Origin of the sequence: Bifidobacterium biavatii DSM 23969 (assembly GCF_000741165.1) — a bacterium.
Classification (GTDB): domain Bacteria; phylum Actinomycetota; class Actinomycetes; order Actinomycetales; family Bifidobacteriaceae; genus Bifidobacterium; species Bifidobacterium biavatii.
On record NZ_JGYN01000038.1, the window covers coordinates 1 to 24,318 of the forward strand.

Below are 24,318 nucleotides of genomic sequence, written 5' to 3' on the forward strand. Positions count from 1 at the left end.
CCAGCTCCCCTGACAAGGGGAGCCGAGGATTGCAAAGAGGGGGGAGCGGGGGAGGGTTTACTTGAGCTTGATCTGCGTGCCGTCGGCGTCCGGCGTGATGCGGCCGATCACGTAGCCGGCCTCGCCGTTGGGCTTGAGCAGCTCGAGCGTCTCGTCGGCGCGCTCGGCCGGAACGGCCAGCACCATGCCGATGCCCATGTTGAAGATGTTGTACATCTCCATGTGGTCGATCTCGCCGGCCTTTTCGAGCACGTCGAAGATCGGCAGCACCGGCCACGAGCCGAGCTCGATCTCGGCCGCCAGGCCCTCGGGGATCATGCGCGGCACGTTCTCGATGAAGCCGCCGCCGGTGATGTGCGCGACACCCTTGACCACGCCCGCCTTGAACAGCGGGGAGAGGGCCTTCACGTAGATCTTGGTCGGGGTGAGCAGCACGTCGCCGAGCTTTTCGCCGCCGAGTTCCGGCAGCACGGTGTCGACGGTGTAGCCGGCCTGCTCGAACAGGGCCTTGCGCACGAGCGAGAAGCCGTTGGAGTGCACGCCGGTGGACGGCAGGCCGATGAGCACGTCGCCGTCGGTGATGCCGGAGCCGTCGACGATCGCGGACTTCTCCGCCACGCCGACCGCGAAGCCGGCCAGATCGTACTCGTCCTCGTCGTACATGCCCGGCATTTCAGCCGTCTCGCCGCCGATCAGGCCCGCGCCGGCCTGCACGCAGCCGTCCGCGACGCCCGCGACGACCTGCTCGAGCAGCGCCGGATCGTTCTTGCCGCACGCGATGTAGTCGAGGAAGAACAGCGGTTCGGCGCCCTGCGCGGCGATGTCGTTGACGCACATGGCCACGCAGTCGATGCCGATGGTGTTGTGCTTGTTCGCCAGCTTGGCGACGACGAGCTTGGTGCCCACGCCGTCGGTGCCGGAGATGAGCACCGGCTCCTTGTAGCCGAGGGAGGCGAGGTCGAACAGGCCGCCGAAGCCGCCGATGCCGCCGACCACGCCCGGACGGTTGGTGCGCGCGACGTGCGACTTGATGCGCTTGACGACCTCGTAGCCGGCTTCGACGCTCACTCCTGCGTTCTCATAGGCTTTGGGCATGACATTCCTTTCTTGGACCCATCTACAAGCTCCCCTTGTCAGGGGAGCTGTCAGCGAAGCTGACTGAGGGGTAGTCACATGTGTCGAACCGTCTGACTACCCCTCAGCTCAGCTCATTACGTTCGACGGCTCCCCTGACAGGGGGAGCCGAGAAATTTTGTATTGTGTGGTTATTCCGCGGGCTTGACCGTGTACTCGTTGCCCTCGTACTTGCTCTTGTACAACGCGAATTCGGGCAGACGCACGCGGTCCTCGGGAGTCAACGACTTGAGGAAGTCGGCCTCGTAGTCGTCGAGTGCGGTCGGATAGTCGCCGTTGAAGTACGCGACGCACAGGCCGCCGTACGGGGCATCCGCGCCGAGTCCGATCGATTCGACGAGTCCTTCGAGCGAGAGGAAGGCGAGCGAGTCGGCGCCGATGTAGTCGCGGATCTCCTCGACCGACTTGTGACCGGCGATCAGCTCTCGCGTGGTCGAAATGTCGATGCCGTAGAAGCACGGGTACTTGAGCGGCGGCGAGCTGATGCGCATGTGCACTTCGGCCGCGCCGGCCTCCTTGAGCAGCTGCACGATGCGCTTGGACGTGGTGCCGCGCACGATCGAATCGTCGATGACGACCACGCGCTTGCCCTTGACCACGCCGCGCACGGCGGACAGCTTCATGCGCACGCCCTGCTCGCGCAGTTCCTGCGTCGGCTGGATGAACGTGCGCGCGACGTACTGGTTCTTGATCAGGCCCATTTCGTTCGGCAGATGCGCGGCCTCCGCGTAGCCGGACGCGGCCGACAGCGACGAGTTCGGCACGCCGATGACCATGTCCGCGTCGACCGGCGATTCGGCGGCCAGGCGCGCGCCCATGCGCTTGCGCGCGGAGTGCACGTTGACGCCGTAGATGTCGGAGTCGGGGCGGGCAAAGTAGATGAACTCCATCGAGCAGATCGCCAGCTGTGTCTTGTTGGTGTACTGCACGATCTTGTAGCCGTGGTCGGAGACGACGATGATCTCGCCGGGACGGATGTTGCGCACGAGTTCGGCGCCGACGACGTCGAGCGCGCAGGTTTCGGACGCGAGCACGTACGCGCCGTTCTTCATGCGGCCGAGCGAGAGTGGGCGGAAGCCGTTCGGGTCGAGCGCGCCGATCATCGCGTCCTCGGTCATGAGCAGGTACGCGAAGCCGCCGTGGACCGTGTTGAGCGCCTCCTTGAGCTTGTCCATGAAGGTCGGCTGGCTGGAGCGGCGGATAAGGTGCATGAGCACTTCGGTGTCGGAGTTCGAGTGGAAGATCGCGCCTTCGTCTTCGAGTCCGCGGCGCAGCGACGGGCAGTTGGTGAGGTTGCCGTTGTGGCACAGGGCCATGTCGCCGTCGTGGAAGCGGAAGATGAACGGCTGGATGTTGTCGGTGGTGCCGGAACCGGCCGTGGCGTAGCGCACGTGGCCGATCGCCTTGTCTCCCTTAAGGCGTTCGATTTCGCGCTCGTCGCCGAACACCTGCGTGAGCAGGCCGAGTCCGCGGTGTCCGATGAGGTGGCCGTTGTCGTTCGAGACGATGCCGGCTCCCTCCTGGCCGCGATGCTGGAGCGCGTGGAGACCGAAATAGGTCAGACGGGCGGCGTCGGGATGGCCCCAGACGCCGAAAATTCCGCATTCTTCGTGGATATCTTCGAGTTCAGCCGACAAGCCAAAGCTCCTTCCAAACCATTGGATTCGGGGATTCGCTTACCGATCAACCCTATCAATCGGCGGCTACATCGACACGGAGGGTTTGTTCGGTGTCGTGCCGCGCGTGATGCCGTATTGTCGGACGCCATTGTGTTGCGAGTGCTCCCTCGGTTGCGGCCGTGCGATGGACGCCTGCAATGCGTTGGTCGCCGATGATGGCGGCTACGTTCCGATGTGTGGGGATTCCCACGCGGGGAGCATGGAACGTTGATGGCGCGCATGATGATCACACGACACGGTGATTGATTGTGATCGTTTGTGATGTGATAGAATGTGATCGTTAACACGGCGATGGAGCCCGTTTGCTCGTGTCAAAGAGAGCGGATTGATCACGAGCGAGACAAAATCTGGCAAATCAAGATCAAAAATGATCGAAGCTGCTGTATGATGATAACCAAGCGGAAGGAAACACAGCCACTACGGAGTGACCGCCTTACCCGCCTCTTGGTGAAGACGCCATGCAGTAAAGGAGCAGAAATGAACAAGAACACTCTCTTCAAGGCAGCTGCGGTTGCCGGCGCGGCCGTGATGATGCTGTCCGGTTGCGGTTCCAGCAACAACGCCAGCGGCGGCAAGACCGAGGCGCTCGACGAAAACGCCAAGGTCGAAATCTCGTTCGCCGGCTGGTCGCTCGACACTACCCCGGAGTTCCAGACCCTGGCCGACGGCTTCATGAAGGACCACCCGAACATCACCGTCAACATCAAGCAGTACTCCGCCGACGACTACGACAAGCAGCTGACCTCCGACATCTCCGGCAAGAGCCAGCCTGACGTCTTCCCGATCAAGAACCTGCAGAAGTACTACACGTACGCAGCCTAATCCGGCGGCCTCGCGGATCTCTCGGACATCGCGGCCAGCTACGACGGCGACAAGAACATCGACGTATCCTCCTACAAGCTCGAGGACGGCAAGTACTACGCCATGCCGTACCGTCAGGACTCCTGGGTGCTCTTCTACAACAAGGACATGTTCGAGAAGGCCGGCGTGACCGCCCCCGACGGCACCTGGACGTGGGACGACTACACCAAGGCCGCCGAGGAACTCAAGGAGAAGCTGCCCGCGGCCGGCTACGACGCCAGCTCTGTCTATCCGATGTACCAGCACGGCTGGCAGTCCGTCGTCCAGGGCTTCGCGGTCGCGCAGACCGACGGCGCCTACGACGACTTCTTCAAGGGCGACTACAGCTACCTTAAGCCCTACTATGAGCGTGCGCTCAAGTGGCAGAAGGAAGGCCTGACCATCGACTGGAACACCGTGAACTCCACCAAGGTCCAGTACCAGGCCCAGTTCGGTACCCAGAAGGCCGCCATGCTGCCGATGGGCACCTGGTTCGCCGCCACGCTCGTCAGCCAGCAGAAGTCCGGCGACGCCGACACCTTCAACTGGGGCATGGCTCCGATCCCGCAGAACCCGGACGAAAAGACCGACCAGACCGTCACCTTCGCCGATCCGACCGGCCTTGCCGTCTCTTCCAACATCTCCGGCCAGAAGCTCGCCGCCGCCAAGGAATTCGTCAAGTGGGCCTCCGGTGAGAAGGGCTCCGAGGCGCTCGCCAAGATCGGCACCACCCCGGCCTACTTCTCCGACTCCGTCGCCGACACCTACTTCTCCACCGACGGCATGGCCAACGACGATCTGTCCAAGAAGGCCTGGACCGAGCACAAGACCAACCCGGAGAACCCGGTCGGCGCCGGCACCGACACCATCCAGGACGTGCTCAACACCGTCGTCCACTCGGGCATCATGTCCGGCACCAGCTCCATCGACGACGCGATCGCCAAGGGCACGCAGGACATCAAGGACCAGGGCGTCCTCCAGCAGTGAGCCAGACCGGTCGAAGCAGGACCGGAACAGCAACGCTGAAATCATCATCTGACACACCAGCCGATCGGCACTGATCGGCACTGGCACAGGCAAACGGGGGCCGGGACCGTATCCGCACGGACTCCGCCCCCGTTTTTGCATGCCAACCATCATTTTCCACACTTCCGGCACGCGGGCATCGCGGTCCGCCGCCGGCAACACAACCACCGCTTTCAATCAAAGGAGAGTTGCAGCGATGACACAGGCTAACTCAGCTGCAAAAACGGCCGTCGCGCCACCCGATCACAGCAAGGCCAACAAGGCCATCGGTCGACGCAATCTGCTGAACGGACTCATCTTCATCGCGCCGAACTTCATCGGCTTCCTCGTCCTCATCCTCATCCCGGTCATCCAGCTGTTCTACATCGGCTTCTCCAAGTGGAGCGCATTCGGCGACCCGGTGTTCAACGGCCTGACCAACTGGCGTCGACTGTCGCACGACTCGAACTTCACGGCGTCGTTCATCAACACCATCGTCTACTCGGTCGTGCACATTCCGCTCACCCTCGCCATCGCGTTCGCACTGGCCGTGCTGCTCAACACGCAGCTCAAGGGACGCGCGTTCTTCCGCACCGTCGCGTTCTTTCCGTACATCACCTCCATCGTCGCCGCGGCGCAGGTGTGGAACATGCTGTTCGACGCCAAGAGCGGCGTGATCAACCAGATCATCAAGATCTTCACCGGCGGCTGGGCCCCGGCTTGGATGGGCTCCACCAAGTGGGCCATGGTCGCGGTCATCATCGTGGCCACGTGGCGCGAGGTCGGCTACTTCATGATCCTCATCCTCGCCGGCCTGCAGACCATCCCGGGTGAACTGTACGAAGCGGCGTCCATCGACGGTGCGAACGGCTGGCAGCAGTTCTGGAAGATCACCGTCCCGTGCATGCGACCGACCCTCTTCTTCGTGCTCGTCACCCTGACCATCCAGTCCTTCAAGATCCTCGACCTGACGCTCGTCATGACCAACGGCGGCCCGGGCACCTCGACCCTCATGCTCGCCCAGTACGTGTACAACGTGGCCTTCACCCGCTCCGACTTCGGCTACTCCGGCACCGTCTCGCTCGTGCTGTTCGCGCTGTGCATGATCGTGACCCTCATCCAGTTCTGGTACAACAACAAGAAGGAGAAGTAAGATGACCGCCGCAAGCATCACCCCGGCCGCGGGAGCCAAGTCTCCTTCCGCCGACATCCCGTTCAACAAGAAGCCCGTCAGCCCCGCCAAGATCATCGGCACCGTCATCGGCTACGTGGCCATGATCGCCATCGCCGCGTTCACGCTGCTGCCGTTCATCTGGATGCTTCTCGCCTCGGTCAAGCCGAACAACGAAGTGTTCATGGTGCCGTTCAAGTGGCTGCCGAGCGTCTGGCACTTCGAGAACTACATCAACATTTGGACCAAGTCCGACATGCTGCTGTGGGTCGGCAACACCGTGTTCTTCGCGATCATCGTGACCTTCCTGCAGGTGTTCACCGGCTCGTTCGCCGCCTACGGCTTCTCCCGCATCAAGTTCGCCGGACGCAACGCGCTGTTCCTCGTCTACATCGCCACCATGGCCGTGCCGTGGCAGTCCTACATGATCCCGCAGTTCAAAATGCTCTCCAGCTGGGGCCTGGTCGACACCCGTTGGTCCATCGTCCTGCTGCAGGCGTTCGGTGCGTTCGGCGTGTTCATGATGAAGCAGTTCTACGACACGATCCCCGAAGAGCTCGCCGAAGCCGCCCGACTCGACGGCCTGAGCGAATTCGGCATCTACTCGCGCATCGTGCTGCCGCTGTCCGGACCGTCCATCGCCGCCCTCGGCATCATCACGTTCACCAACACGTGGAACGACTACATGGGCCCGCTCATCTACCTGCGCAGCCAGAACCTGCAGACCATCCAGCTTGGTCTGAAAACCTTCATCAGCCAGTTCAACGCCGACTATGCGATGATCATGACCGGCTCCGTGCTCTCGATCCTGCCGATCCTGGTCGTGTTCCTCATCGGTCAGAAGCAGTTCATCGAAGGCATCGCGACCTCCGGCATGAAGGGCTGATGTCCCACCGCGGCGCGGACGCTCCTTTCCGCGCCGCACTCATCCTGTGGTCCGCACGGCGTGCCTGTAGCCGCGCGGACCACTTTTTGATATTCCGCGGGCTCGTCACACGTTGCCATGCACGCCGCCATGCATATCGCCATGCGGGTTGGTACAGTGCCGCGGCGCGTGACTGGGAGCGGGCGCAACACAATGTTGATCCCGTAAAACCCTTATTTTCCAACGATTCAGGAATTTGGTCATGTTATTTGATCCGCTCCCGGTCACGCTCCGTGTTGTGAAGCGGCGCGAAGTGGCGCGAAACGGGGCCGGCTGCGTATTGTGAAGTTCCGAGATTTGATGTTCTTGAAGAATCGACGACTGTAAGGTGGAAACCATGAGCAGCGAAGACAAAAGCAACAACAACGCCTCGCCCGACGCGACCAACAAATGGTTCCAGGCCGACGCGTTCATGCGCATCGTCAACTCCGTCACCGTGATCCTGCTGGCCGGCATCTGCAGCCTCATCGCATCCCTGCCGCTCGTCATCGTCGCGCTTGTCGTCAACGATCTCAACTACTGGCCGCTGTATCTGGCCGTCGGGGCACTGTCGGCGCCCGCCGTCGCCGCGCTGTACGCCATGTTCCGCGACCATCCCGCACTCTCGTCGCACGCCTCGCGCGTACGCATCAAACTCATGACCGAATCCGGCGACGGGACGGCAACCGCGTCGGCGTCAACCGCGTCGGCGGTGAATTCCCCAGCATTCGGCGCTGCGTCGAATGCGTCGACCGGTTCCCGCAACGGCGGCGATCGCACTGCCTTCACGCAACAGGACGGCCGTTCTTCATCCGGTCGTTCGTCATCTGGCCGTTCATCATCCGCTTCCCGCGGTCCTCACGGCAACACGGCCGCATTCCTGCCCGACTGGATCGCCATGCCGTACGTGCGGCAGGACGTCGCGGTCGCCTTCTTCAAGCCGTACTTCGCCGCCTATCGCGCACTCTGCCTCCGTGCATGGGCGCAGGGCTGCACGTTCGCGATCGTCGCATTCGCGCTCGGATACGACATCCTCCTGCTCGCGCAGATGCCGTGGGGCGTGTACGTCGTGCCGGCGCTCGCCGTCGTGCTGCTGTTCGTGTTCGCCGCGTTCTCGATCTCGATGGTGCTCATCGTCGAGTACCCCAAGGCGAAGTACCTGTCCGTGCTCAAGAACTCCGCGCTGCTGAGCGTGCGGCGGCTGTATATTCTGTTGATCACTGCGGTCGCGCTTGTAGCCTACGGCTACGCGCTGTTCCGCTGGTTCGTGCCCGTGGCCGTGCTCGGCACCGGCGTGCTGTGGTACCTCGTGTGGGGCGCCTCCCGCTGGCAGGCCCAGCTCATGTTCTCCGCGCTCGCCGCCGAATCCCGCGACGACCGTATCATCGCCATGTACCAAGTCGCGCCCGCCTCCTCCGGCATCTCCGGCTTCCTCAAAGGCACCACCGAATGGCGTCAATAGCGCGGTGGCTCGGTTGCTTGGCCGTCCGGTCGTTTGGTTGCTCGGCGGCTTGGCTGCTAGACCACTTGACTGTTCGGTCGTGTTCTCGGTCCGCGAGAACCAATGGCAAAAAGCGCGAATGCATGTTTCAGCTTCTTCGCCAGCTGGATGGCGTCAACGGGGGATGTTCCGCGCTTGGTGCTGCTTGTCGATCGTGTTGCATGGCGGTTTGACTGGATTTTCTTGATCTTGCTGCGCTGAATGGGCCTTTTGCATGGGTGCTTCGATGTTCTGTTGCTTGTGCCGCGAGAGTGGCCTTTTTGCGTGGCGGATCGGTTAGATGTCCGCTTTCTTGCTGCATGGGGAACACTGCTGGTGTGGGTATTGGTCGGACATCTGTCGTTTTTATCTCGCTAGAGGTTTTTGTGTGGTGGATCGGTTAGATCGTCGTAATGCTGCCATGATGAGAACGTCTTTCGCGCAGATGTTTGTCGGAGATCTGGCATTTTTGCTGCGTAGGAGGTCTTTTGCGTGGTGGATCGGTTAGAGGGATGCTTTCTTGCTGCGCGAGGAACGCTGTTGGCGTGGGTATTTGTCGGAGGCCTGGCATTTTCGCTGCGCGGGAAGTTCTTTGCGTGGCAGATCGGTTAGATGTCCGCTTTCCTGCTTCGTTGAGAGCATCTTATGCGTAGGTATTTGTCGAACATCTGTCGTTTTCACCTCGCTAGAGGCTTCCTGCGTGGCAAGTTGACTAGTTCGTCATCATCCTGCCTCGCTGAGGACATCTTACGCGCAGGTGTTTGTCAAGCATCTGTCAGTTTTGCTTCGCTGAGCGCTGTCAGCGTGGTGGGTTGGTTAGATCTTTGCCTGATTGCTGCGCTGGGGATGCCGGTAGCGTGGGTGTTTGTCGAATGTCTGTCGTTTTTGCTGCGCCAAGTATTGTGGAATCGCCATAGGGAGCCAGTATTCGCGAGTGATCGGTATCTAGTCGTGGTATCTAGCCGTGGAATCCTTCCCCGTCTCTGCGCACCCAGAAATTCTGGCCTTTTCTCCGTTCCGAATCGGACGCGAGTCGTGACGCGAATTGTGATGCCATCGTGTCGCGAGCTGTGACATGAGTCGCGAAGTGAATGGCGGCCTGGACCGCGAACCGATTGAGCTACAGCCCGAGTTATCCACAACACGCCCGAAACCGGACCTTTCGACCACATACCCTGTTTTTCTCACGGCGTCGAGCCTGATTGTCGTATGGTCTCTCCCATGAGACGACACAAAACCGTCGAAGCCTTGCTTGACGTGGCGAAACGCGAACGCCGATGCGCCTATGGAACCGGCAAAGCGGCATGCGCCGCATTGGACCGTCGCGCCAAAGCCGGAATTCTGATGCGTGTATTCCCCAATGCGTACGTCGATCCCGCCTATTGGGAATCCTTGCAGCCGCCCGAGCGTTCCCTGCACATCGCCAGAACCATCGGAGCGCGTCATCCCGATTGGATATTCGCCGGCGTGGTTGCCGCCGCCGCCCATGGTTTTGAACATCAGTGGTCCTTGCACGACGGGCCTGTCGACATTGCCTCTCCGAACAGAAGCACGCCTCTGCGCGAAACAGGCGTGCGGCGGATTTATGCTCCGGGGTGTGCGACCGAATCGGCAAGCGGCATAACGGTTACCGACAAGGCGCGAACCGTGGTGGATTGTTGCATGATGCTGGAATTCCGCTACGCGATGCCCATCGTCGATTCCGCGCTTGCACAGGGTGTGTCGAGACGCGATATACTGACGGTGTGCGGTGCGTTGCACAGGAATTGCCTGCCGGTGTTTCGAGCACTTCATTACGCGGATCCGCGCAGTGAGAACGGAGGCGAGTCGCTGATGCGCGGCACGATCGTCGATTCCGGTTTCATGGTTCCGGAAATTCAGGTGACGTTTGTCGACCCGCAGACCGGCAAATCGTATCGCGTCGATTTTGCATGGCGTCTCGCTGATGGTCGGATCATCGTGGCGGAGTTCGATGGAGTGGACAAGTATGTCAATCCGTCGATGACGGATCGGCGTAGCATACAAGGGGTCGTCCTTGCGGAACGGGAACGCGAGGCTGCGTTGCGCCGGGCTCGTGTGACGACCATTGTCCGATGCACGTTTGAACAGGTCGTGCAGGTGACGCCGCTGATCGATGAACTGCAACGGGCCGGTGTCCCGCGGAATCGGTGACGGGTGCCGGTGATGTGTCCGATGGCATTACCTGAGGAGATCGTTGCGGCGTATGGCGTTTGCCCGTTCTCCCCATCGTGTGTTCCATCTCAAGGATCGGAATCGGGGGAATCTGACGCGGATGAAACGGGTTGACTGGTGTCTGCGAACATTGGACGGTCAGGATCATTCAATGGGTCGCATACGGAGATAGCGTATGAAGGCCACATACGGAGGTCGCATATGAAATCGCGCATCCGTGCATGTGCGGGGCAAGTCGCTGGAACTGCCGGCAAGAGGGGAGAAGCATGACCATCGAGTACACCGAGGAGCGGAAGTTCACGCAGGAGCAGGTGCAGAAGCTGTTTCGGTCGGTCGGCTGGGTGTCGGGCGAGTATCCGGAGCAGTTGCATCGCGCGCTGATGGGATCGTCCACGGTGATCACGGCATGGGACGGCGATCGTTTGGTCGGGCTCGTGCGTGCGCTCGACGACGGCGCGATGCTCGCGTACGTGCATTATGTGCTGGTCGACCCGGAGTATCAGGGGCACGGCATCGCCGGGCACATGGTGCGCATGATCCAGGAGAAATACTGCGACTATTTCTACGTCGAAGTCATGCCGGAGGAAAGCAAGAACGCCGCGTTCTACGAGCGGTTCGGCTTCCGTGTGATGACCGACGGCGTCGCCATGCAGACCGTTAACCCGAACTGGTGACGGGTGCCCCGGGCGACGACATGCGGTAACTGCGGCGAACGCACTGTCCGGACCGAATCCGAGCTGGTGTTCCGCTGTCGTTGAGGACCGATGAAGCGGAAGGACGAGCTGCCTGCGTCTCTGCCGGTGCCACCGGCTTCCGTGCGTGTCGCGAATGGACTTCCGGCCAAACCTTTCTTTGCTAGGCGGTCGAATGCCTCGTATCCCTTGACGTTCGAGGTTTGACAGCCAAGAGACAGGGGCGGGACGCGGTCGAAGGTAGGATTGACAGCATGGACGATCGGGAACGGAGGTTGGGATGATGACCGAGCCTATGGTTGGTGCAGGGTCGGATGTGGATGAGTCGTCACAGTCGGGAACGGCATTGCCGCAGCGGCTTGAGTCGGGGCAGATCGCGCCCGATTTCACGTTGCCGGCGATCGTAACCGCGGTTGATTCCGCCATGACGACGGCCGCGGAGGATCATGCGACGGACGGAACGCACTGCGAAACGACCGTGACGCTGTCCGAGCTGACGTCGCGCGGCGCACGCGTGATCCTGTACTTTTATCCGGCCGCGATGACGCCCGGCTGCACGACCGAAGCATGCGATTTCCGCGACAATATCGCCCGGCTTGGCACGCTCGGATACACGGTGATCGGCGTATCCAAGGATCCGATCGACAAACTGCGCAGATTCGCCGAACGCGACCATCTGCCCTTCCCGCTCCTGTCCGATCCCGATCTCGCGGCGCACAAGGTATACGGCGCGTACGGCGAGAAGAAACTGTACGGCAAAACGCACGTCGGCGTGCTGCGCTCGACGTTCGCGATCGGCACGGACGGGCGCATCCTGCTCGCGCGCTACAACGTGCGCGCCAAAGGCCACGTCGAGTCGCTGATGAAGGCGCTCGCCAAGCTCGATTAGCGTCACAAAGTACTAGCGTGTTGTATCCGCTTCTCGGCGGGCCTGTTCCGCTGCATCCTGTTGGGTGGCTGTCTTCTTCTCGATGCGTGAAGACCGCAATTCGGCGGCAAGGGTTCGCAAGGTGCGTTTTGGCTTTGCGATATGCGCGGCCTGTCGTGAGTCCGGCTGGTGACCCTCGTACAGGAAGAAGCTGATGCCCGCGTCTTCGCCGTGACGGACCACGTATGCGGCGCGGCGGCGCAGGTGGCGGTGATCGTAGAAACCGACGTTACACGTGGTGTCGGTGAACAGAAAATAGCGTTCCACGCCGGCCGCGCGGAATTCGGCGAGCATATGGTCGAACAGGCGACGGCCCACGCCCTGCCCATGCACCGCGCCGTCGAGAATGAACAGCGTCACCTCGGCCGGGTCGCGCCGGCCCACTTTCCAGATCAGCCAGTCGTCGATGCGCGCGATGTCGCGCATCTCATGGATGCCTTCGCGCCCCTCGCGCGAAAACAGCAGCGGCAGCAGCACGCCGATTGCGCGCCGGCGATGCCGGTTGCAGATCAGCGGACGCCAGCGTTTGCTCAATCGTTTCGCGCGAGGATCGTCGATACGGCCCAGAATCACGCCGACCGCGCGGCCGTGCAGATCGGCAACCGTCGCCGTCGTTGAACGCGACAGACACAGTTCGAAATCGGCCTCGGCCAGACGCAACGCATGATCGGGATCTGCGACGTCGTCGTACCACAGCCGGCGCATCAGATCGACCAACGCGGGATAATCGCCGCGCCGCAACGGGCGCAATCGCACGGAATCGCTCATGCCTCCCACCATAGGCCCAGCCGGCGAAACCAAAGCGAAACCGTAGAGATTGTTGGTGCGTGATGGGCCGTCAAGCCGGGAAATGCTGGCTGCCGCAGGCGACAGTCAGCGGGCGACCTGCTCGTCGATGAAGCGGAAGATCACGTCGAGCACGTCCTGGCTCCAGAAATCGTTCTCGTGTTCGGCGTCGTCCACGAGCACGAGCCGCGCGTCATAGCCGTGCTCAACGAGCCGGTCGCGCATCTTGACCGACTGGTGGTACGGCACCACCGTGTCGGCCGTGCCGTGCAGCAGCAGCGTTGGCGGATAGTCGCGACCGTCTTCGACGCGCAGGTACGGGCTCATCTCCGCCGCGCGCGAGCGCACCTCGTCGCTGATGCCGGTCGCCGGCGTCGCGCCCACCACGGCCGCGAACGGGCCGTAATAGTAGATGCGGAACGGGTTGTCCTCGTGGCCGAACGCGTCGATCGCCTCCGTCATGTCGGTCGGCGGGAAGCAGCTGACCACGAAATCGACCCGGTCGCTCACGTCGGTCCACGTGCCGTCCTCGTAGCGCGGATCGTCTGCTGTGAGCCCGACCAGCAGCGACGTGTTGCCGCCGGACGACGTGCCCCAGATGCCGAGTCGGTCCGGATCGACGTGCCATTGCGCCGCGTTCGCGCGCAGGTAGCGGATCGCCGCCTTCACGTCCTCGAGATACGCGGGGAACGTGTACTTGCCGTTGCGCGTCGCGTCGCGGTGGTTCACCGTGGCGACCACGTAGCCGCGCCGTGCGAGTCCGGCCAGCTGTGGCATCTCGTAGTCGCGGTCCGGCGTGGTCCATGCGCTGCCTTGCACGAATACGACGGTCGGCCAGCGCCGGTCGTCCCCGTCGCCGTAGCTTTGCGGCGCGATGATGTCCATGACGAGCCGGTCCGCGCCCGTCTTGTACGCCACGTCGCGGGCCACGCTGGCCAGTCCGAGCCGGTGCGGATTGTGCGGGATGTGGATGGTGTTCGTTGCGTTGGTTGCGTTGCTGTCGGTCATGTGCTGCCCCTTTTGTGCTGATGCGTTGATGCGAGGATGGTTGGTTCCGCCTACCGTTGTAGTCGGTTATGGTGAGTCGTGTGCGAGATGGGCCGCGCGGATCGTCGGCGGTCGTCAGATGCCGGCGGGGATGCGCCGGTCGCGCCAGTAGTAGTCGCGGTCGTGGTCGTTGATCTCGCGCAGCACGCGTGCCGGCTGGCCGATCGCGACGACGCTCGCCGGAATGTCCTTGGTGACGAGGCTGCACGCGCCGATCACCGTGTTGTCGCCGATGGTGACGCCCGGCAGGACGGTCACGTTCGCGCCGATCCACACGTTGCGGCCGATGTGGATCGGTTCGGAGAACTGTGCGTACCGTTCGCGCAGGTCGGGGCGGATCGGGTGGCCGGTGGTCACGAGCGTCACGTTCGGGCCGATGAGCGTGTGATCGCCGATGAAGATCTCGCCGTCGTCGACGAGCGTGAGGTTGAAGTTCGCGTAGCAGCCGGAGCCCCAGTGCGTCGAGCAACCCCAGTTGGCGTGCAGCGGCGATTCGATGTACAGGCCGTCGCCGGTTTCGGCGAAGAATCGGCTGAGCAGTTCGCGCCGTTTCGGGTCGCTTTGGCGGGTCTGGTTGATGTCGTAGAGCAGGTCGAGCTGTTCGCGCTGGGCCTGGTCCATCTCCGGATCGCCGCAGAAATACACGCCGGGGGAGTGCATCAGGTCGAGCACGCGTTGGGGAACGGTCATCGGTCACCTCGTTGTGGGTCGTCGCGTTTGATTCCGCATTAGATTTGCTTGTTTTGGTTGCGTAAACACCAGCATAGTTGCCGTCGTCTACCGTGTGGAATCCACGTTGCGCGCATGGCTTCCGTATGTGTGGATTCGATGCGAAGCTGCTCACTATATGAGACATTGTGTGGCGTTGTCCGGGGTGCTGGTATGGTTTGTGGACATGACGTATCTCATGTGTTGTTGTCGCTGAAACCGACGCCTCCCGAAGCGGGTGCAGGCGAGCGGGCGACAACGCATAACTTGAGATAGGATTCATGGTTTTTCTTGGATTGCAATCCGCACAGCCTCACGGATGACGTTTCCATCATTATCGGCATTGCCGGGTCCTCTGCTCATTTTCGAGCATCCCGCGCAACGGTTTGCCGATAAAAGAGCACGGCGAAAACTCCGGCCATCGGACGGCGGGTGGATCGCATGCTCGTCCCGGCAATCATCGACAACCATTCCAGAATCTCGTTTCAACACCATGCGCGTCGGGCGCAATCGTCTGCATCATCGCATCAATCGATCGGCGATCATCATCGATCGCAATCATCGCAAAACAAACGCACACCCGACAGACGAAACATACGAACACGCAGGAAACGAGACCAACCATGACCATCCACAACAGCATTTCTGAACTCATCGGCGGCACCCCGCTCGTCAAGCTCAACCGACTCCCGCAGGCGGCCGGCGTCAAGGCGACCATCGCGGCGAAAATCGAATACCTCAACCCCGGCGGCTCGTCCAAGGACCGCATCGCCGCGCGCATCATCGACGCGGCCGAACACTTCGGCCAACTCGAACCCGGCGGCGTCATCGTCGAACCGACCTCCGGCAACACGGGCGTCGGACTCGCCATGGTCGCCCAACAGCGCGGCTACCGGGCCATCTTCACCATGCCGGACAAGGTCTCTGAAGCCAAGCGCGCCGTCCTGCGCGCCTACGGGGCCGAAGTCGTGGTGACCCCCACCGACGCGGGCCCCGGCGATCCGCGCTCCTACTACGACGTGGCCGAACAGCTCGCCAAGAAAATCCCCGGCGCGTTCCGGCCCAACCAGTACGACAACCCCAACGGGCCGCTCAGCCACTACTACACCACCGGGCCCGAAATCTGGGACGCTACTGACCATGCCATCACGCACTTCGTGGCCGGCATCGGCACCGGCGGCACCATTTCCGGTACCGGACGCTACCTCAAGGAAATCTCCAACAGACGCGTGCGCGTCGTCGGCGCCGATCCCGAAGGCTCCATCTACTCGGCCGCGGACAAGACTGCCGACGTGCACCAGTACGACATCGAAGGTGTCGGCGAAGACTTCTATCCCAAGGCGTTCGACCGTGACATCGTCGACGAAATCGTGCAGATCGGCGACGCGGAGGCGTTCGAGGCGACGCGCCGGCTCGCCGCCGAGGAAAGCCTGCTCGTCGGTGGTTCGTCCGGCATGGCCGTCGCCGCGGCGATCCGATACGCGAAGGAGCACGAACTCGACGAAAACCAGCTCGTCGTCGTGCTGCTGCCCGACTCCGGGCGCGGGTATCTCGAAAAGATCTTCAACGACGACTGGATGCGCGAAAACGGCTATGGCGACGTGGTCGAGCGGACCGGCAAGCCGTCGCTCGTCGACGAATACCTGTGACCGCGTCCGTTCCTCGCGACTCGGATGGGCACGAGCCGACACGGCCATCAGCAATCGTCCAATTCGACAATCCCGCGATAATCCAACGATCCACAACTCAACCATCGACAAGCCATCATCCGGCAGCTCAGCAACCAACAATCAGTCCAACAACAGCAATTCAGCAAAGGAACCAAATCATGACCATTTCCACCAACGCCAACGCACTCGCCGCAACTGCGCTCTCCACCCGCGCCATCCACGCCGGGCAGGAACCCGACCCGACCACCGGCGCCGTCGTCACACCCATCTACATGACCTCCACGTTCAAGCAGGACGGCGTCGGTGGCCTGCGCCACGGCTACGACTACAGCCGTTCCGTCAACCCCACGCGCAACAGCTTCGACGCGCAGCTCGCCTCCGTCGAAGGCGCGAAGTACGCGCTCTCCTTCTCCTCCGGGCTCGCCGCCATCGACGTGCTGCTGCGCGCCACCTTGCGCCCCGGCGACAACATCCTCCTCGGCAACGACGTGTACGGCGGCACCTACCGGCTCCTCGCCAAAGTGTTCGTGCCGTGGGGCATCGGACTCGACGTGGTCGACGTGACCGACCAGGCCGCGGTCGCCGCCGCGCTCGCCGCCCATCCGAACGGACATTACCGTTATATCTGGATCGAAACCCCGTCCAATCCGATGCTCGGTATCACCGACATCGCGGCCACGGCGGCTCTCGCCCACGCGCACGGCACCAAGATCGTGGTCGATAACACGTTCGCCTCGCCGGTGTTGCAGCATCCGCTCGACGACGGCGCGGACGCGGTCGTGTACTCGACCACTAAGTACATCGGCGGGCATTCCGACGTGGTCGGCGGCGCGGTGCTGCTCAACGACGGCGACGTGCGCGAACAAGTGGCGTTCCTGCAGAACGCGGCCGGCGCCGTGCCCTCGCCGTTCGACTCGTGGCTCGACATCCGCGGGCTCAAGACGCTCGACCTGCGCGTGAAGCAGCACAGCCGCAACGCGCTCAAGGTGGCGCAGTGGCTTGAATCGCTGCCGGCCGATCTGGTGGAACGCGTGTGGTATCCGGGCCTTGCATCGCATCCGGGGCACGAGATCGCCGCGCGGCAGATGCACGGCGGGTTCGGCGGCATGGTCTCCGTGCAGATCGCCGCGGGATTTGAGGCGGCGAAACGCTTCGCCGGGGCCACGCAGGTGTTCACGCTCGCGGAATCGCTCGGCGGCGTCGAATCGCTCATCGAACATCCGGGCGCGATGACCCACGCCTCGGTGGCAGGCACCACGCTCGAGGTGCCGGCGAACCTGATTCGCCTGTCTGTGGGCCTTGAGGACGCCGACGACCTGATCGCGGACCTTGATCAGGCGTTCAAGGCCATCTGACGCGGCCATGATCGCCTACACTGGGGAGACATGACAGACAACGCGACGGGCAACGTGACAGGCAGCGCGGCGGCGCTGGACGCGCTCAGACGATATTTTGGCTACGATTCGTTCCGGCCCGGCCAATCCGGCCTCGTGGATGCGATCCTCTCGGGCCGCGACGTGCTCGGCGTCATGCCCACCGGCGCCGGCAAATCCGTGTGCTACCAGATTCCCGCCATGCTGCTGCGCGGCGTCACCGTGGTTGTCTCCCCGCTCATCTCCCTGATGCGCGACCAGGTCGACGGACTCAACGACGCCGGCATCCCCGCTGCGTTCGTCAACACCACGCAAAGCGGCGACGAACAATCCATGGTGCTCGCCCAAGCCGCCCGCGGCGACGTCAAACTCCTGTACGTGGCCCCCGAACGCCTCGAAACCGACCGTTTCCGTTCGTTTGCCGCCCACACGCCCATCTCGCTGGTCGCCGTGGACGAAGCCCACTGCGTCTCCCAATGGGGTCAGGATTTCCGTTCCTCATATCTCGGTATCGGCGAATTCATCGCCGCTCTGCCCTCGCGCCCGATCGTCGCCGCGTTCACCGCCACCGCCACCGAACGCGTGCGCCGCGACATCGTGCACATTCTCGGCCTGCGCGATCCGATGGTCGCCGTCACCGGATTCGACCGCGAGAACCTGTACTTCGACGTCATCAAGCTCGAAACCAAGCGCAAGGCCAGCTGGGTGGCCGGCTATGTGGCCGCGCACCCCGACGAGTCCGGCATCGTCTACTGCGCCACGCGCAAGGAGACGGAGGCGCTCGCCGAATCGCTCAACCGCGTGGTTCCGGCATTGCGCGGCGCCTCGGCCGGAGCCGCACAGGCCGCCGGCCCGGTCGCCGTCGCCTACCACGGCGGCATGGCACCGGACGTGCGCGAACGCGCCCAGCGCGATTTCGTCACCGACCGTGTGCCAGTCGTTGTAGCCACGAATGCGTTCGGTATGGGCATCGACAAGTCGAACGTGCGCTACGTGATCCACCACAATATGCCCGAGTCGATTGAAGCCTACTATCAGGAGGCTGGCCGCGCGGGCCGCGACGGCGAGCCGAGTCGCTGCACGCTGCTGTGGAACGAGTCCGACATCGTCACCCGCCGTCGCCTGCTCGACAATGATTACGAGAACGAACGACTCACGCCTGAGGAGCAGGAGGTCGTGCGCATGTCGAAGCGACGCCTACTCGACGGCATGATCGGCTACTGCCGTACCACCGACTGCCTGCACCTGTACATGACGCGCTATTTCGGCGAAACCGCGCCGCTGATCGGCCGCGACGGCACGCCCGGAGGCAAGTGCGTAGGCGGCTGCGCGAACTGCGACAGCACATTCGAGACGATCGATGTGACTGATACGGCCCGTGCGATCAGCCGCTGCGTGCACGACGTGATGTACGACTGGGACGATCAGAACCGTCCGTCGCGCGCGCCGATGCGGGCGGGGCTTGGTTCGGGCAAGATTGTGGCCGTGTTGCGTGGTTCGCGTGCGCAGGACGTATTGTCGCGCGGCTTGGATCGCTGCCCGAGCTACGGCCGGCTGCGCGAGACGCCTGAGGCGAGGATCCGCGACGTGCTGAGCCAGATGACTACGGACGGGTTGCTGTTCGTGTCGGAAGGCCGTCTGCCGGTCGTCGGGTTCGGTGTGCGCGCGGCGGAGACGGTCGCGCCCGATTTCCGGTATGAGATCAAGCGCGTGGAGCGCAAGGAACGCGCGTCCCGTCGTGCCGGGGAAGCGGGCACGGGTGGTTCGGCGATGGCGACGGCCGGTGCCGCGCTCGGCTCGTTCACGCCGGACGACGAGGGCGACGAGGCGCTGTTCCAGCGGCTGCGCGCGTTGCGCCGCGATATTGCGCAGGAGATCGGCAAGCCGCCGTACATCGTGTTCTCTGACAAGACGCTGCGTGATATGGCCCGCGTCAAGCCGACCGACGACGAGGAGTTCCTGTCGGTGAACGGCGTGGGCGAGAGCAAGCTGCGCCAGTATGGCGAACGGTTCATGCAGGCCATCGCCGAGTTCGACGGCCAGCAGTAGGTCCGGCATGACGGCGACCGAAGGGTTCGTCGGCGTGTCTGCCGCTGCGTCCGTCCGAGGCGATGCGCGTCGCCGACGGCATCGGCCCGTGGCCGGCCGATGCGTTCCGTTCCGGAATCGCCCTGCGGGCAAACCGGGCGGCGGGCGCGTTGGAACCCTATGATGGAGAACGACAAGTTGTACGGCAATTCCCAAGGAGGACATTATGGCAGACAAGCCAGTCGTCGAAAGCTTCCAGCTCGACCACACCAAGGTGAAGGCGCCGTACGTGCGCTACATCGACACGCAGACCGGCCCCCACGGCGACGTGATCTCGAACTACGACCTGCGTCTCGTCCAGCCGAACGAGAACGCGATCCCGACCGGCGGCCTGCACACGATCGAGCACACGATCGCCGTGCTGCTGCGCGAGCGCATCCCCGGCTACATCGACTGCTCGCCGTTCGGCTGCCGCACCGGCTTCCACCTGCTGACGTGGGGCACGCATTCGACCGAATCCGTGGCCAAGGCGCTCAAGGAGTCGCTCGAGTTCATCGCCTACCAGGCCACGTGGGACGACGTGCCGGCCACCACGATCGAAAGCTGCGGCAACTACCGTGACCACAGCCTGTTCACCGCGAAGGAATGGTGCAAGGACATCCTCGCCAAGGGCATCAGCTCCGACCCCTTCGAGCGCAAGCTCGTCTGATTCGCCGCTTTGTCTCACCTCATGACGCGCGGAATCGCGCGTGCAGCCCCTCTCCGCGAGGGGCTTTTTCGTTGTTCCATGCCTATCGCAGGGCCGGGGTGCGGAACCGACTAGCGCTTGGCGAGGCGGGTGACGGCGGCATCGGCTTCGGTGACGATGCGGCGCATGGCGTCCTCGGCGGCGGGGCCGTCGCCCTTGCGGATCAGGGCCGCGACCTCGGCGTGGAGGTTGAGCGCGGTCTGGTCGGCGGTGGAGGGCATGAGCTCGTGCCGGGTGCGGCCTTCGAGCGTGGAGGCGACCACATCGCCGAGCTTGGCGAACATGAGGTTGCTGGACGCTTCGAGCAGAGTGCGATGGAAGAGCATGTCCGCGTCGAGATAGTCCTGTTCGTCGGCGTGATCCGAATGGGCGACCATGCCAATCGCCGCCTCAGTGAGCGTGGCCCACTGTTCGGGCGTGGCCACGCCGGCGGCCAGACGCGCCGCCACGGGTTCGACCGCGGCGCGCAGCTGCGACAGTTCGTGCAGCGCGTCGAGCCGGTGCGTGCCACCGAGCCGCCAGCGGATCACCTGCGGGTCGAACATGTTCCACTGTTCGATCGGGTTGACTGTTGCGCCGGCCTTACGCCGCACGCTTACCAGCCCCATTGACTCGAGCACGCGCGTCGCCTCGCGCGTGACGGTGCGCGACGGTGTTTCTCCGTCCATGTCCGGTTCGGGAAGACGCTCGCCGACGGCAATGTCGCCGTCGACGATGGCCGTGCCCCATTCGTCGAGCAGGCGGTCGTGCAGCGGGCGGTCGGCCTGCTCGTTGGAAACCGTGGATGATTCGCTTGTCATAGGACAAGTATCGCACGCATGGCTGTTATGGCATACATATTCGACACGCCGAATCGTAAACGTATTGCGTAATCCAAAACTCGACGTTATGCTCAATATCAACATACAAAACAAGAGCAATACAGCGAAACGTATTGCAAATAACGCAGCTCAAGGAAGAGAAGTACTATGAATGGCCTTATTCTTGCCGAAGCAAGCACCGCGGTGCAGCTCAACGGCATGCAGCTGGGCATCAGCGTGGTCGCTAGCATCGTCGTGCTGATCCTGCTGGTCACCGTCGCCAAGCTCCACCCGTTCGTTTCCCTGCTCGTCTCCGCGCTCGTCGTCGGCGTCGGCTCCGGTTACGGGCCGGTCGCCACCGTCGACAGCTTCTCCACGTCGTTCGGCTCCACCATGGCCTCCGTTGGCATTCTCGTCGGCCTCGGCGCGATGCTCGGCCGCGTGCTTATGGACACCGGCGCCGCCGACTCCATCGTCGACACGCTCCTGTCGAAAACCTCCACGCGCATGATCCCGTGGACCATGGCCCTCATCGGCGCGCTCATCGGCCTGCCCATGTTCTTCGAGGTCGGCCTCGTCGTGCTCGTGCCCGTCATCATCCTCATCTCGCGCCGCTCCAAGCTGCCGCTCATGCGCGTCGCTATCCCCACCCTCGCCGGCCTGTCTGTCATGCACGCCTGCATGCCGCCGCAGCCCGGTCCGCTCGCCGCGCTCAGCTGCTTCAAGAACGGCTCCGTCGGCGTGACCATGATGTTCGGTCTGCCCATCGCCGTCATCACCGCCGCGCTCGTCGGCCCGCTGTTCTCCAAGTTCGCCGCCCAGTGGGTGCCCGTCGGCGCGCCCGACAACTTTGATGCGAACAATGCGGACAACGCCGGCAATCAGGGCAGGACCGCCGCCAAGCCGCCGTTCGGCCTGTCCGTGCTGTGCATCCTCGTGCCGGCCATCCTCATGCTCGCCAACGCGATCTTCGAAATCGCGGCCCCCGATCAGGCCGATTCCAAGGCGCCTTACGCGCAGGTGCTCGCCTTCTTCGGCAAGCCCGCCATCGCGCTCGCCACCGCCGTGCTGTTCGCCATGATCGTCCTTGGCCGCGCCACGCACATGAGCTGGAAGTCCGTCAACGACTCGCTCAAGGCCGCGCTGCCGCCGATCGCCGGCATCCTGCTCATCGTCGGCGCGGGCGGCGGCTACAAGGGTGTGCTCGTCGACACCGGCATCGGCGACGTCATCGGCAAGTTCGTCGAAAGCTCGTCCATTTCGATCTTCCTGCTCGCATGGATCATCGCCGCGTTCGTGCGCGTCGCCACCGGCTCGGCCACCGTCGCGATCATCACCACCGCCGGCATCCTCGGCCCGGTCGTCGACCAGATGGGCGTGACCGCACCGGCCATCGCGTTGCTCGTCATCGCCATCGGCGCCGGCTCCGTGTTCCTCTCGCACGTCAACGACGCGGGCTTCTGGCTCATCAAGGAATACTTTGGCCTTGAGGTCGGCGAAACGTTCAAGACGTGGACCGTACTCGAATGCCTGCTGTCCGTCGTCGTGCTTGCGCTCGTCATGATCTGCAGCATCTTCGTGCCGCTCGTCTGACGCGCGTCGGCCGGGCGATCGCCGACGCTGACATCGTCCGGCCGACACGGGCTTAGCCATCGCCAATCATCAATCGTTCACACCAACCATCCGTACCAATCGACAAACCGCAGAAATCAGGCACCAACCATGAATGCACCGTCCATCATCACCGCCAACACCATCCCCGCGAACTACTTCGCCGCAACCAAGCCGATCATCGTCCTCATGGGCGTGTGTGGCTGCGGCAAAAGCACCGTCGCCAAGCACCTGACCGACCATTACGGCATCAAGTACGCCGAAGCCGACGACTTTCACCCGCAGGCCAACATCGACAAGATGGCCGCTGGTCACCCGCTCACCGACGAGGACCGCTGGCCGTGGCTCGACTCGCTCGCCGCATGGATCGACGATCGCATCGCCGCCGGAGAGCCGGCCATCGTCACCTGCTCCGCGCTCAAGAAGGCGTATCGCGACAAACTGCGCCGCCCCGGTGTCGTGTTCGTCTACATGCAGGGCACGTACGACGAGGTCATGGAGCGCCTCTCGCACCGCGAAGGTCACTTCATGAAGCCCGAGATGCTCCGCTCCCAGTTCGACATCCTCGAAGAGCCCGGCGACGACGAAGTGCACGTCAACGTGCACATCGGCCAGGCCGCGCCCGACATGGAGGCGGCCGCGGTGGCCGGGGCGCTCAGACTGTAGCACTGCGGCGAAGACGTTCCGCGCAACCGACATCACACCAACATCACGCCAACACACATCGCACTAACATCACACCAACATCACACCAAAGAAGGTAATCACTATGCAGATGGGAATGATCGGCCTCGGCCGTATGGGTGGCAACATGGTCAAGCGCCTGCGCGAGCACGGCCACGAGATCGTCGGCTACGACATGAACCCCGATTCCGGACGCGACGTCGCCTCGCTCGAAGCGCTCGTCGGCGCGCTCGCGGCCCCGCGCGTCGTGTGGGTCATGGTCCCCGCCGGCAAGCCCACCGAATCCACGATCGCGCGGCTCGGCGAACTGCTCGCCCCCGGCGACATCGTCGTCGACGGCGGCAACTCCAAGTACACGGAGGACCGCGAACACGCGGCGGCGCTGGCCGAACGCGGCATCGGCTTCCTCGACTGCGGCGTCTCCGGCGGCGTGTGGGGCGAGGCGCGCGGCTACGCGCTCATGATCGGCGGCTCCGACAAGGACTACGAGCGCGTGCGCCCGATCTTCGAGTCGCTCAAGCCGGAAGGCGACTACGGACTCGTGCACGCCGGCCCGGTCGGCGGCGGCCATTTCGCGAAAATGGTGCACAACGGCATCGAATACGGCATGATGCAGGCGTTCGGCGAAGGCTTCGCTACGATGATGCGCTCCGAATACGTGACCGACCCGGCCGCCACGATGGACTCGTGGCGCGAAGGCTCCGTGGTGGCCAGCTGGCTGCTCGACCTGTTCGACAACGCCACCGAACACGATCCGTCGCTCAAGGGCGTGCCGGCCGTGGCCAACGAGTCCGGCGAGGCGCGCTGGATGGTCGAGGCGGCGCTCGAACTCGGCGT

General features: G+C 63.3%; 19 protein-coding genes and 1 pseudogene. 14 read left to right on the plus strand and 6 right to left on the minus strand.

Going from position 1 to position 24,318, the window contains the following annotated elements:
* Positions 1-57: 57 nt before the first annotated feature.
* Complete coding sequence (gene purM, locus BBIA_RS11855) at positions 58-1,095, minus strand: phosphoribosylformylglycinamidine cyclo-ligase (RefSeq protein ID WP_033492374.1); 1,038 nt, start codon at positions 1,093-1,095, stop codon at positions 58-60.
* Between the two features lie 170 nt (positions 1,096-1,265).
* Positions 1,266-2,771 carry an amidophosphoribosyltransferase gene (purF, locus tag BBIA_RS11860; RefSeq protein ID WP_033492375.1) on the minus strand — a complete coding sequence of 502 codons (1,506 nt, stop codon included), beginning with the start codon at positions 2,769-2,771 and terminating at the stop codon, positions 1,266-1,268.
* A gap of 573 nt (positions 2,772-3,344) precedes the next feature.
* Here purF and BBIA_RS11865 point away from each other — a divergent pair.
* The 7 genes and pseudogenes from BBIA_RS11865 to BBIA_RS11900 all read left to right on the plus strand — a co-directional run bounded on the left by BBIA_RS11865 (position 3,345) and on the right by BBIA_RS11900 (position 11,987).
* A pseudogene (locus BBIA_RS11865) lies at positions 3,345-4,640 on the plus strand (ABC transporter substrate-binding protein).
* Positions 4,641-4,875: 235 nt separating this feature from the next.
* Entirely contained in the window at positions 4,876-5,811 is a 936-nt protein-coding gene (locus BBIA_RS11870; RefSeq protein ID WP_033492377.1) for a carbohydrate ABC transporter permease, read from the plus strand.
* Position 5,812: 1 nt separating this feature from the next.
* Positions 5,813-6,715, plus strand: coding sequence for a carbohydrate ABC transporter permease (locus BBIA_RS11875; protein WP_081892390.1), 903 nt, complete (start codon positions 5,813-5,815; stop codon positions 6,713-6,715).
* A gap of 376 nt (positions 6,716-7,091) precedes the next feature.
* Complete coding sequence (locus tag BBIA_RS11885) at positions 7,092-8,195, plus strand: hypothetical protein (RefSeq protein ID WP_033492379.1); 1,104 nt, start codon at positions 7,092-7,094, stop codon at positions 8,193-8,195.
* A 1,239-nt stretch (positions 8,196-9,434) separates the two neighbouring features.
* Positions 9,435-10,385: a hypothetical protein gene (locus tag BBIA_RS11890; protein WP_033492380.1), complete on the plus strand. Its 951-nt coding sequence runs from the start codon at positions 9,435-9,437 to the stop codon at positions 10,383-10,385.
* Between the two features lie 287 nt (positions 10,386-10,672).
* Positions 10,673-11,080, plus strand: coding sequence for a GNAT family N-acetyltransferase (locus tag BBIA_RS11895; protein ID WP_033492381.1), 408 nt, complete (start codon positions 10,673-10,675; stop codon positions 11,078-11,080).
* Between the two features lie 298 nt (positions 11,081-11,378).
* Positions 11,379-11,987, plus strand: coding sequence for a peroxiredoxin (locus tag BBIA_RS11900; RefSeq protein WP_420796704.1), 609 nt, complete (start codon positions 11,379-11,381; stop codon positions 11,985-11,987).
* A 12-nt stretch (positions 11,988-11,999) separates the two neighbouring features.
* Here the strand turns inward: BBIA_RS11900 and BBIA_RS11905 are convergent, their stop codons facing one another.
* The 3 genes from BBIA_RS11905 to BBIA_RS11915 form a co-directional block, all read right to left on the minus strand.
* Positions 12,000-12,794, minus strand: a complete 795-nt coding sequence (locus tag BBIA_RS11905; RefSeq protein WP_051924040.1) for a GNAT family N-acetyltransferase — start codon at positions 12,792-12,794, stop codon at positions 12,000-12,002.
* Between the two features lie 105 nt (positions 12,795-12,899).
* On the minus strand, positions 12,900-13,820 hold the full coding sequence (locus BBIA_RS11910) for an alpha/beta hydrolase (RefSeq protein ID WP_033492382.1): 921 nt from the start codon (positions 13,818-13,820) through the stop codon (positions 12,900-12,902).
* 114 nt (positions 13,821-13,934) lie between these two features.
* Positions 13,935-14,549, minus strand: a complete 615-nt coding sequence (locus BBIA_RS11915; RefSeq protein ID WP_033492384.1) for a sugar O-acetyltransferase — start codon at positions 14,547-14,549, stop codon at positions 13,935-13,937.
* Between the two features lie 641 nt (positions 14,550-15,190).
* Between BBIA_RS11915 and BBIA_RS11920 the strand changes: the two genes are divergently transcribed.
* The 4 genes from BBIA_RS11920 to BBIA_RS11935 all read left to right on the plus strand — a co-directional run bounded on the left by BBIA_RS11920 (position 15,191) and on the right by BBIA_RS11935 (position 20,347).
* The gene (locus BBIA_RS11920) at positions 15,191-16,216 is read left to right on the plus strand and encodes a pyridoxal-phosphate dependent enzyme (RefSeq protein WP_033492386.1); all 1,026 of its coding nucleotides are present in this window, start codon (positions 15,191-15,193) and stop codon (positions 16,214-16,216) included.
* Positions 16,217-16,395: 179 nt separating this feature from the next.
* On the plus strand, positions 16,396-17,592 hold the full coding sequence (locus tag BBIA_RS11925; protein ID WP_033492387.1) for a cystathionine gamma-synthase: 1,197 nt from the start codon (positions 16,396-16,398) through the stop codon (positions 17,590-17,592).
* A 54-nt stretch (positions 17,593-17,646) separates the two neighbouring features.
* On the plus strand, positions 17,647-19,659 hold the full coding sequence (locus BBIA_RS11930; protein ID WP_033492531.1) for a RecQ family ATP-dependent DNA helicase: 2,013 nt from the start codon (positions 17,647-17,649) through the stop codon (positions 19,657-19,659).
* 205 nt (positions 19,660-19,864) lie between these two features.
* The gene (locus BBIA_RS11935) at positions 19,865-20,347 is read left to right on the plus strand and encodes an S-ribosylhomocysteine lyase (protein ID WP_033492388.1); all 483 of its coding nucleotides are present in this window, start codon (positions 19,865-19,867) and stop codon (positions 20,345-20,347) included.
* Between the two features lie 110 nt (positions 20,348-20,457).
* Here BBIA_RS11935 and BBIA_RS11940 read toward each other — a convergent pair whose 3' ends face one another.
* On the minus strand, positions 20,458-21,186 hold the full coding sequence (locus tag BBIA_RS11940; RefSeq protein WP_051924042.1) for a FadR/GntR family transcriptional regulator: 729 nt from the start codon (positions 21,184-21,186) through the stop codon (positions 20,458-20,460).
* Positions 21,187-21,354: 168 nt separating this feature from the next.
* Between BBIA_RS11940 and BBIA_RS11945 the strand changes: the two genes are divergently transcribed.
* From BBIA_RS11945 to BBIA_RS11955, 3 genes are all read left to right on the plus strand, one after another.
* Complete coding sequence (locus tag BBIA_RS11945) at positions 21,355-22,779, plus strand: GntP family permease (protein ID WP_033492390.1); 1,425 nt, start codon at positions 21,355-21,357, stop codon at positions 22,777-22,779.
* A gap of 129 nt (positions 22,780-22,908) precedes the next feature.
* Entirely contained in the window at positions 22,909-23,463 is a 555-nt protein-coding gene (locus tag BBIA_RS11950) for a gluconokinase (protein WP_238548519.1), read from the plus strand.
* 103 nt (positions 23,464-23,566) lie between these two features.
* Positions 23,567-24,318: NADP(+)-dependent, decarboxylating phosphogluconate dehydrogenase (locus BBIA_RS11955; protein WP_035138447.1), on the plus strand; the 752-nt coding region annotated here is incomplete at its 3' end.

Excerpts from the sequence above, each read along its gene's own strand:
- purM (WP_033492374.1), bottom strand. The coding sequence starts at position 1,095 with ATGCCCAAAGCCTATGAGAACGCAGGAGTGAGCGTCGAAGCCGGCTAC.
- BBIA_RS11870 (WP_033492377.1), top strand. The coding sequence starts at position 4,876 with ATGACACAGGCTAACTCAGCTGCAAAAACGGCCGTCGCGCCACCCGAT.
- BBIA_RS11875 (WP_081892390.1), top strand. The coding sequence starts at position 5,813 with ATGACCGCCGCAAGCATCACCCCGGCCGCGGGAGCCAAGTCTCCTTCC.
- BBIA_RS11885 (WP_033492379.1), top strand. The coding sequence starts at position 7,092 with ATGAGCAGCGAAGACAAAAGCAACAACAACGCCTCGCCCGACGCGACC.
- BBIA_RS11890 (WP_033492380.1), top strand. The coding sequence starts at position 9,435 with ATGAGACGACACAAAACCGTCGAAGCCTTGCTTGACGTGGCGAAACGC.
- BBIA_RS11895 (WP_033492381.1), top strand. The coding sequence starts at position 10,673 with ATGACCATCGAGTACACCGAGGAGCGGAAGTTCACGCAGGAGCAGGTG.
- BBIA_RS11900 (WP_420796704.1), top strand. The coding sequence starts at position 11,379 with ATGATGACCGAGCCTATGGTTGGTGCAGGGTCGGATGTGGATGAGTCG.
- BBIA_RS11905 (WP_051924040.1), bottom strand. The coding sequence starts at position 12,794 with ATGAGCGATTCCGTGCGATTGCGCCCGTTGCGGCGCGGCGATTATCCC.
- BBIA_RS11910 (WP_033492382.1), bottom strand. The coding sequence starts at position 13,820 with ATGACCGACAGCAACGCAACCAACGCAACGAACACCATCCACATCCCG.
- BBIA_RS11915 (WP_033492384.1), bottom strand. The coding sequence starts at position 14,549 with ATGACCGTTCCCCAACGCGTGCTCGACCTGATGCACTCCCCCGGCGTG.
- BBIA_RS11920 (WP_033492386.1), top strand. The coding sequence starts at position 15,191 with ATGACCATCCACAACAGCATTTCTGAACTCATCGGCGGCACCCCGCTC.
- BBIA_RS11925 (WP_033492387.1), top strand. The coding sequence starts at position 16,396 with ATGACCATTTCCACCAACGCCAACGCACTCGCCGCAACTGCGCTCTCC.
- BBIA_RS11935 (WP_033492388.1), top strand. The coding sequence starts at position 19,865 with ATGGCAGACAAGCCAGTCGTCGAAAGCTTCCAGCTCGACCACACCAAG.
- BBIA_RS11940 (WP_051924042.1), bottom strand. The coding sequence starts at position 21,186 with ATGACAAGCGAATCATCCACGGTTTCCAACGAGCAGGCCGACCGCCCG.
- BBIA_RS11945 (WP_033492390.1), top strand. The coding sequence starts at position 21,355 with ATGAATGGCCTTATTCTTGCCGAAGCAAGCACCGCGGTGCAGCTCAAC.
- BBIA_RS11950 (WP_238548519.1), top strand. The coding sequence starts at position 22,909 with ATGAATGCACCGTCCATCATCACCGCCAACACCATCCCCGCGAACTAC.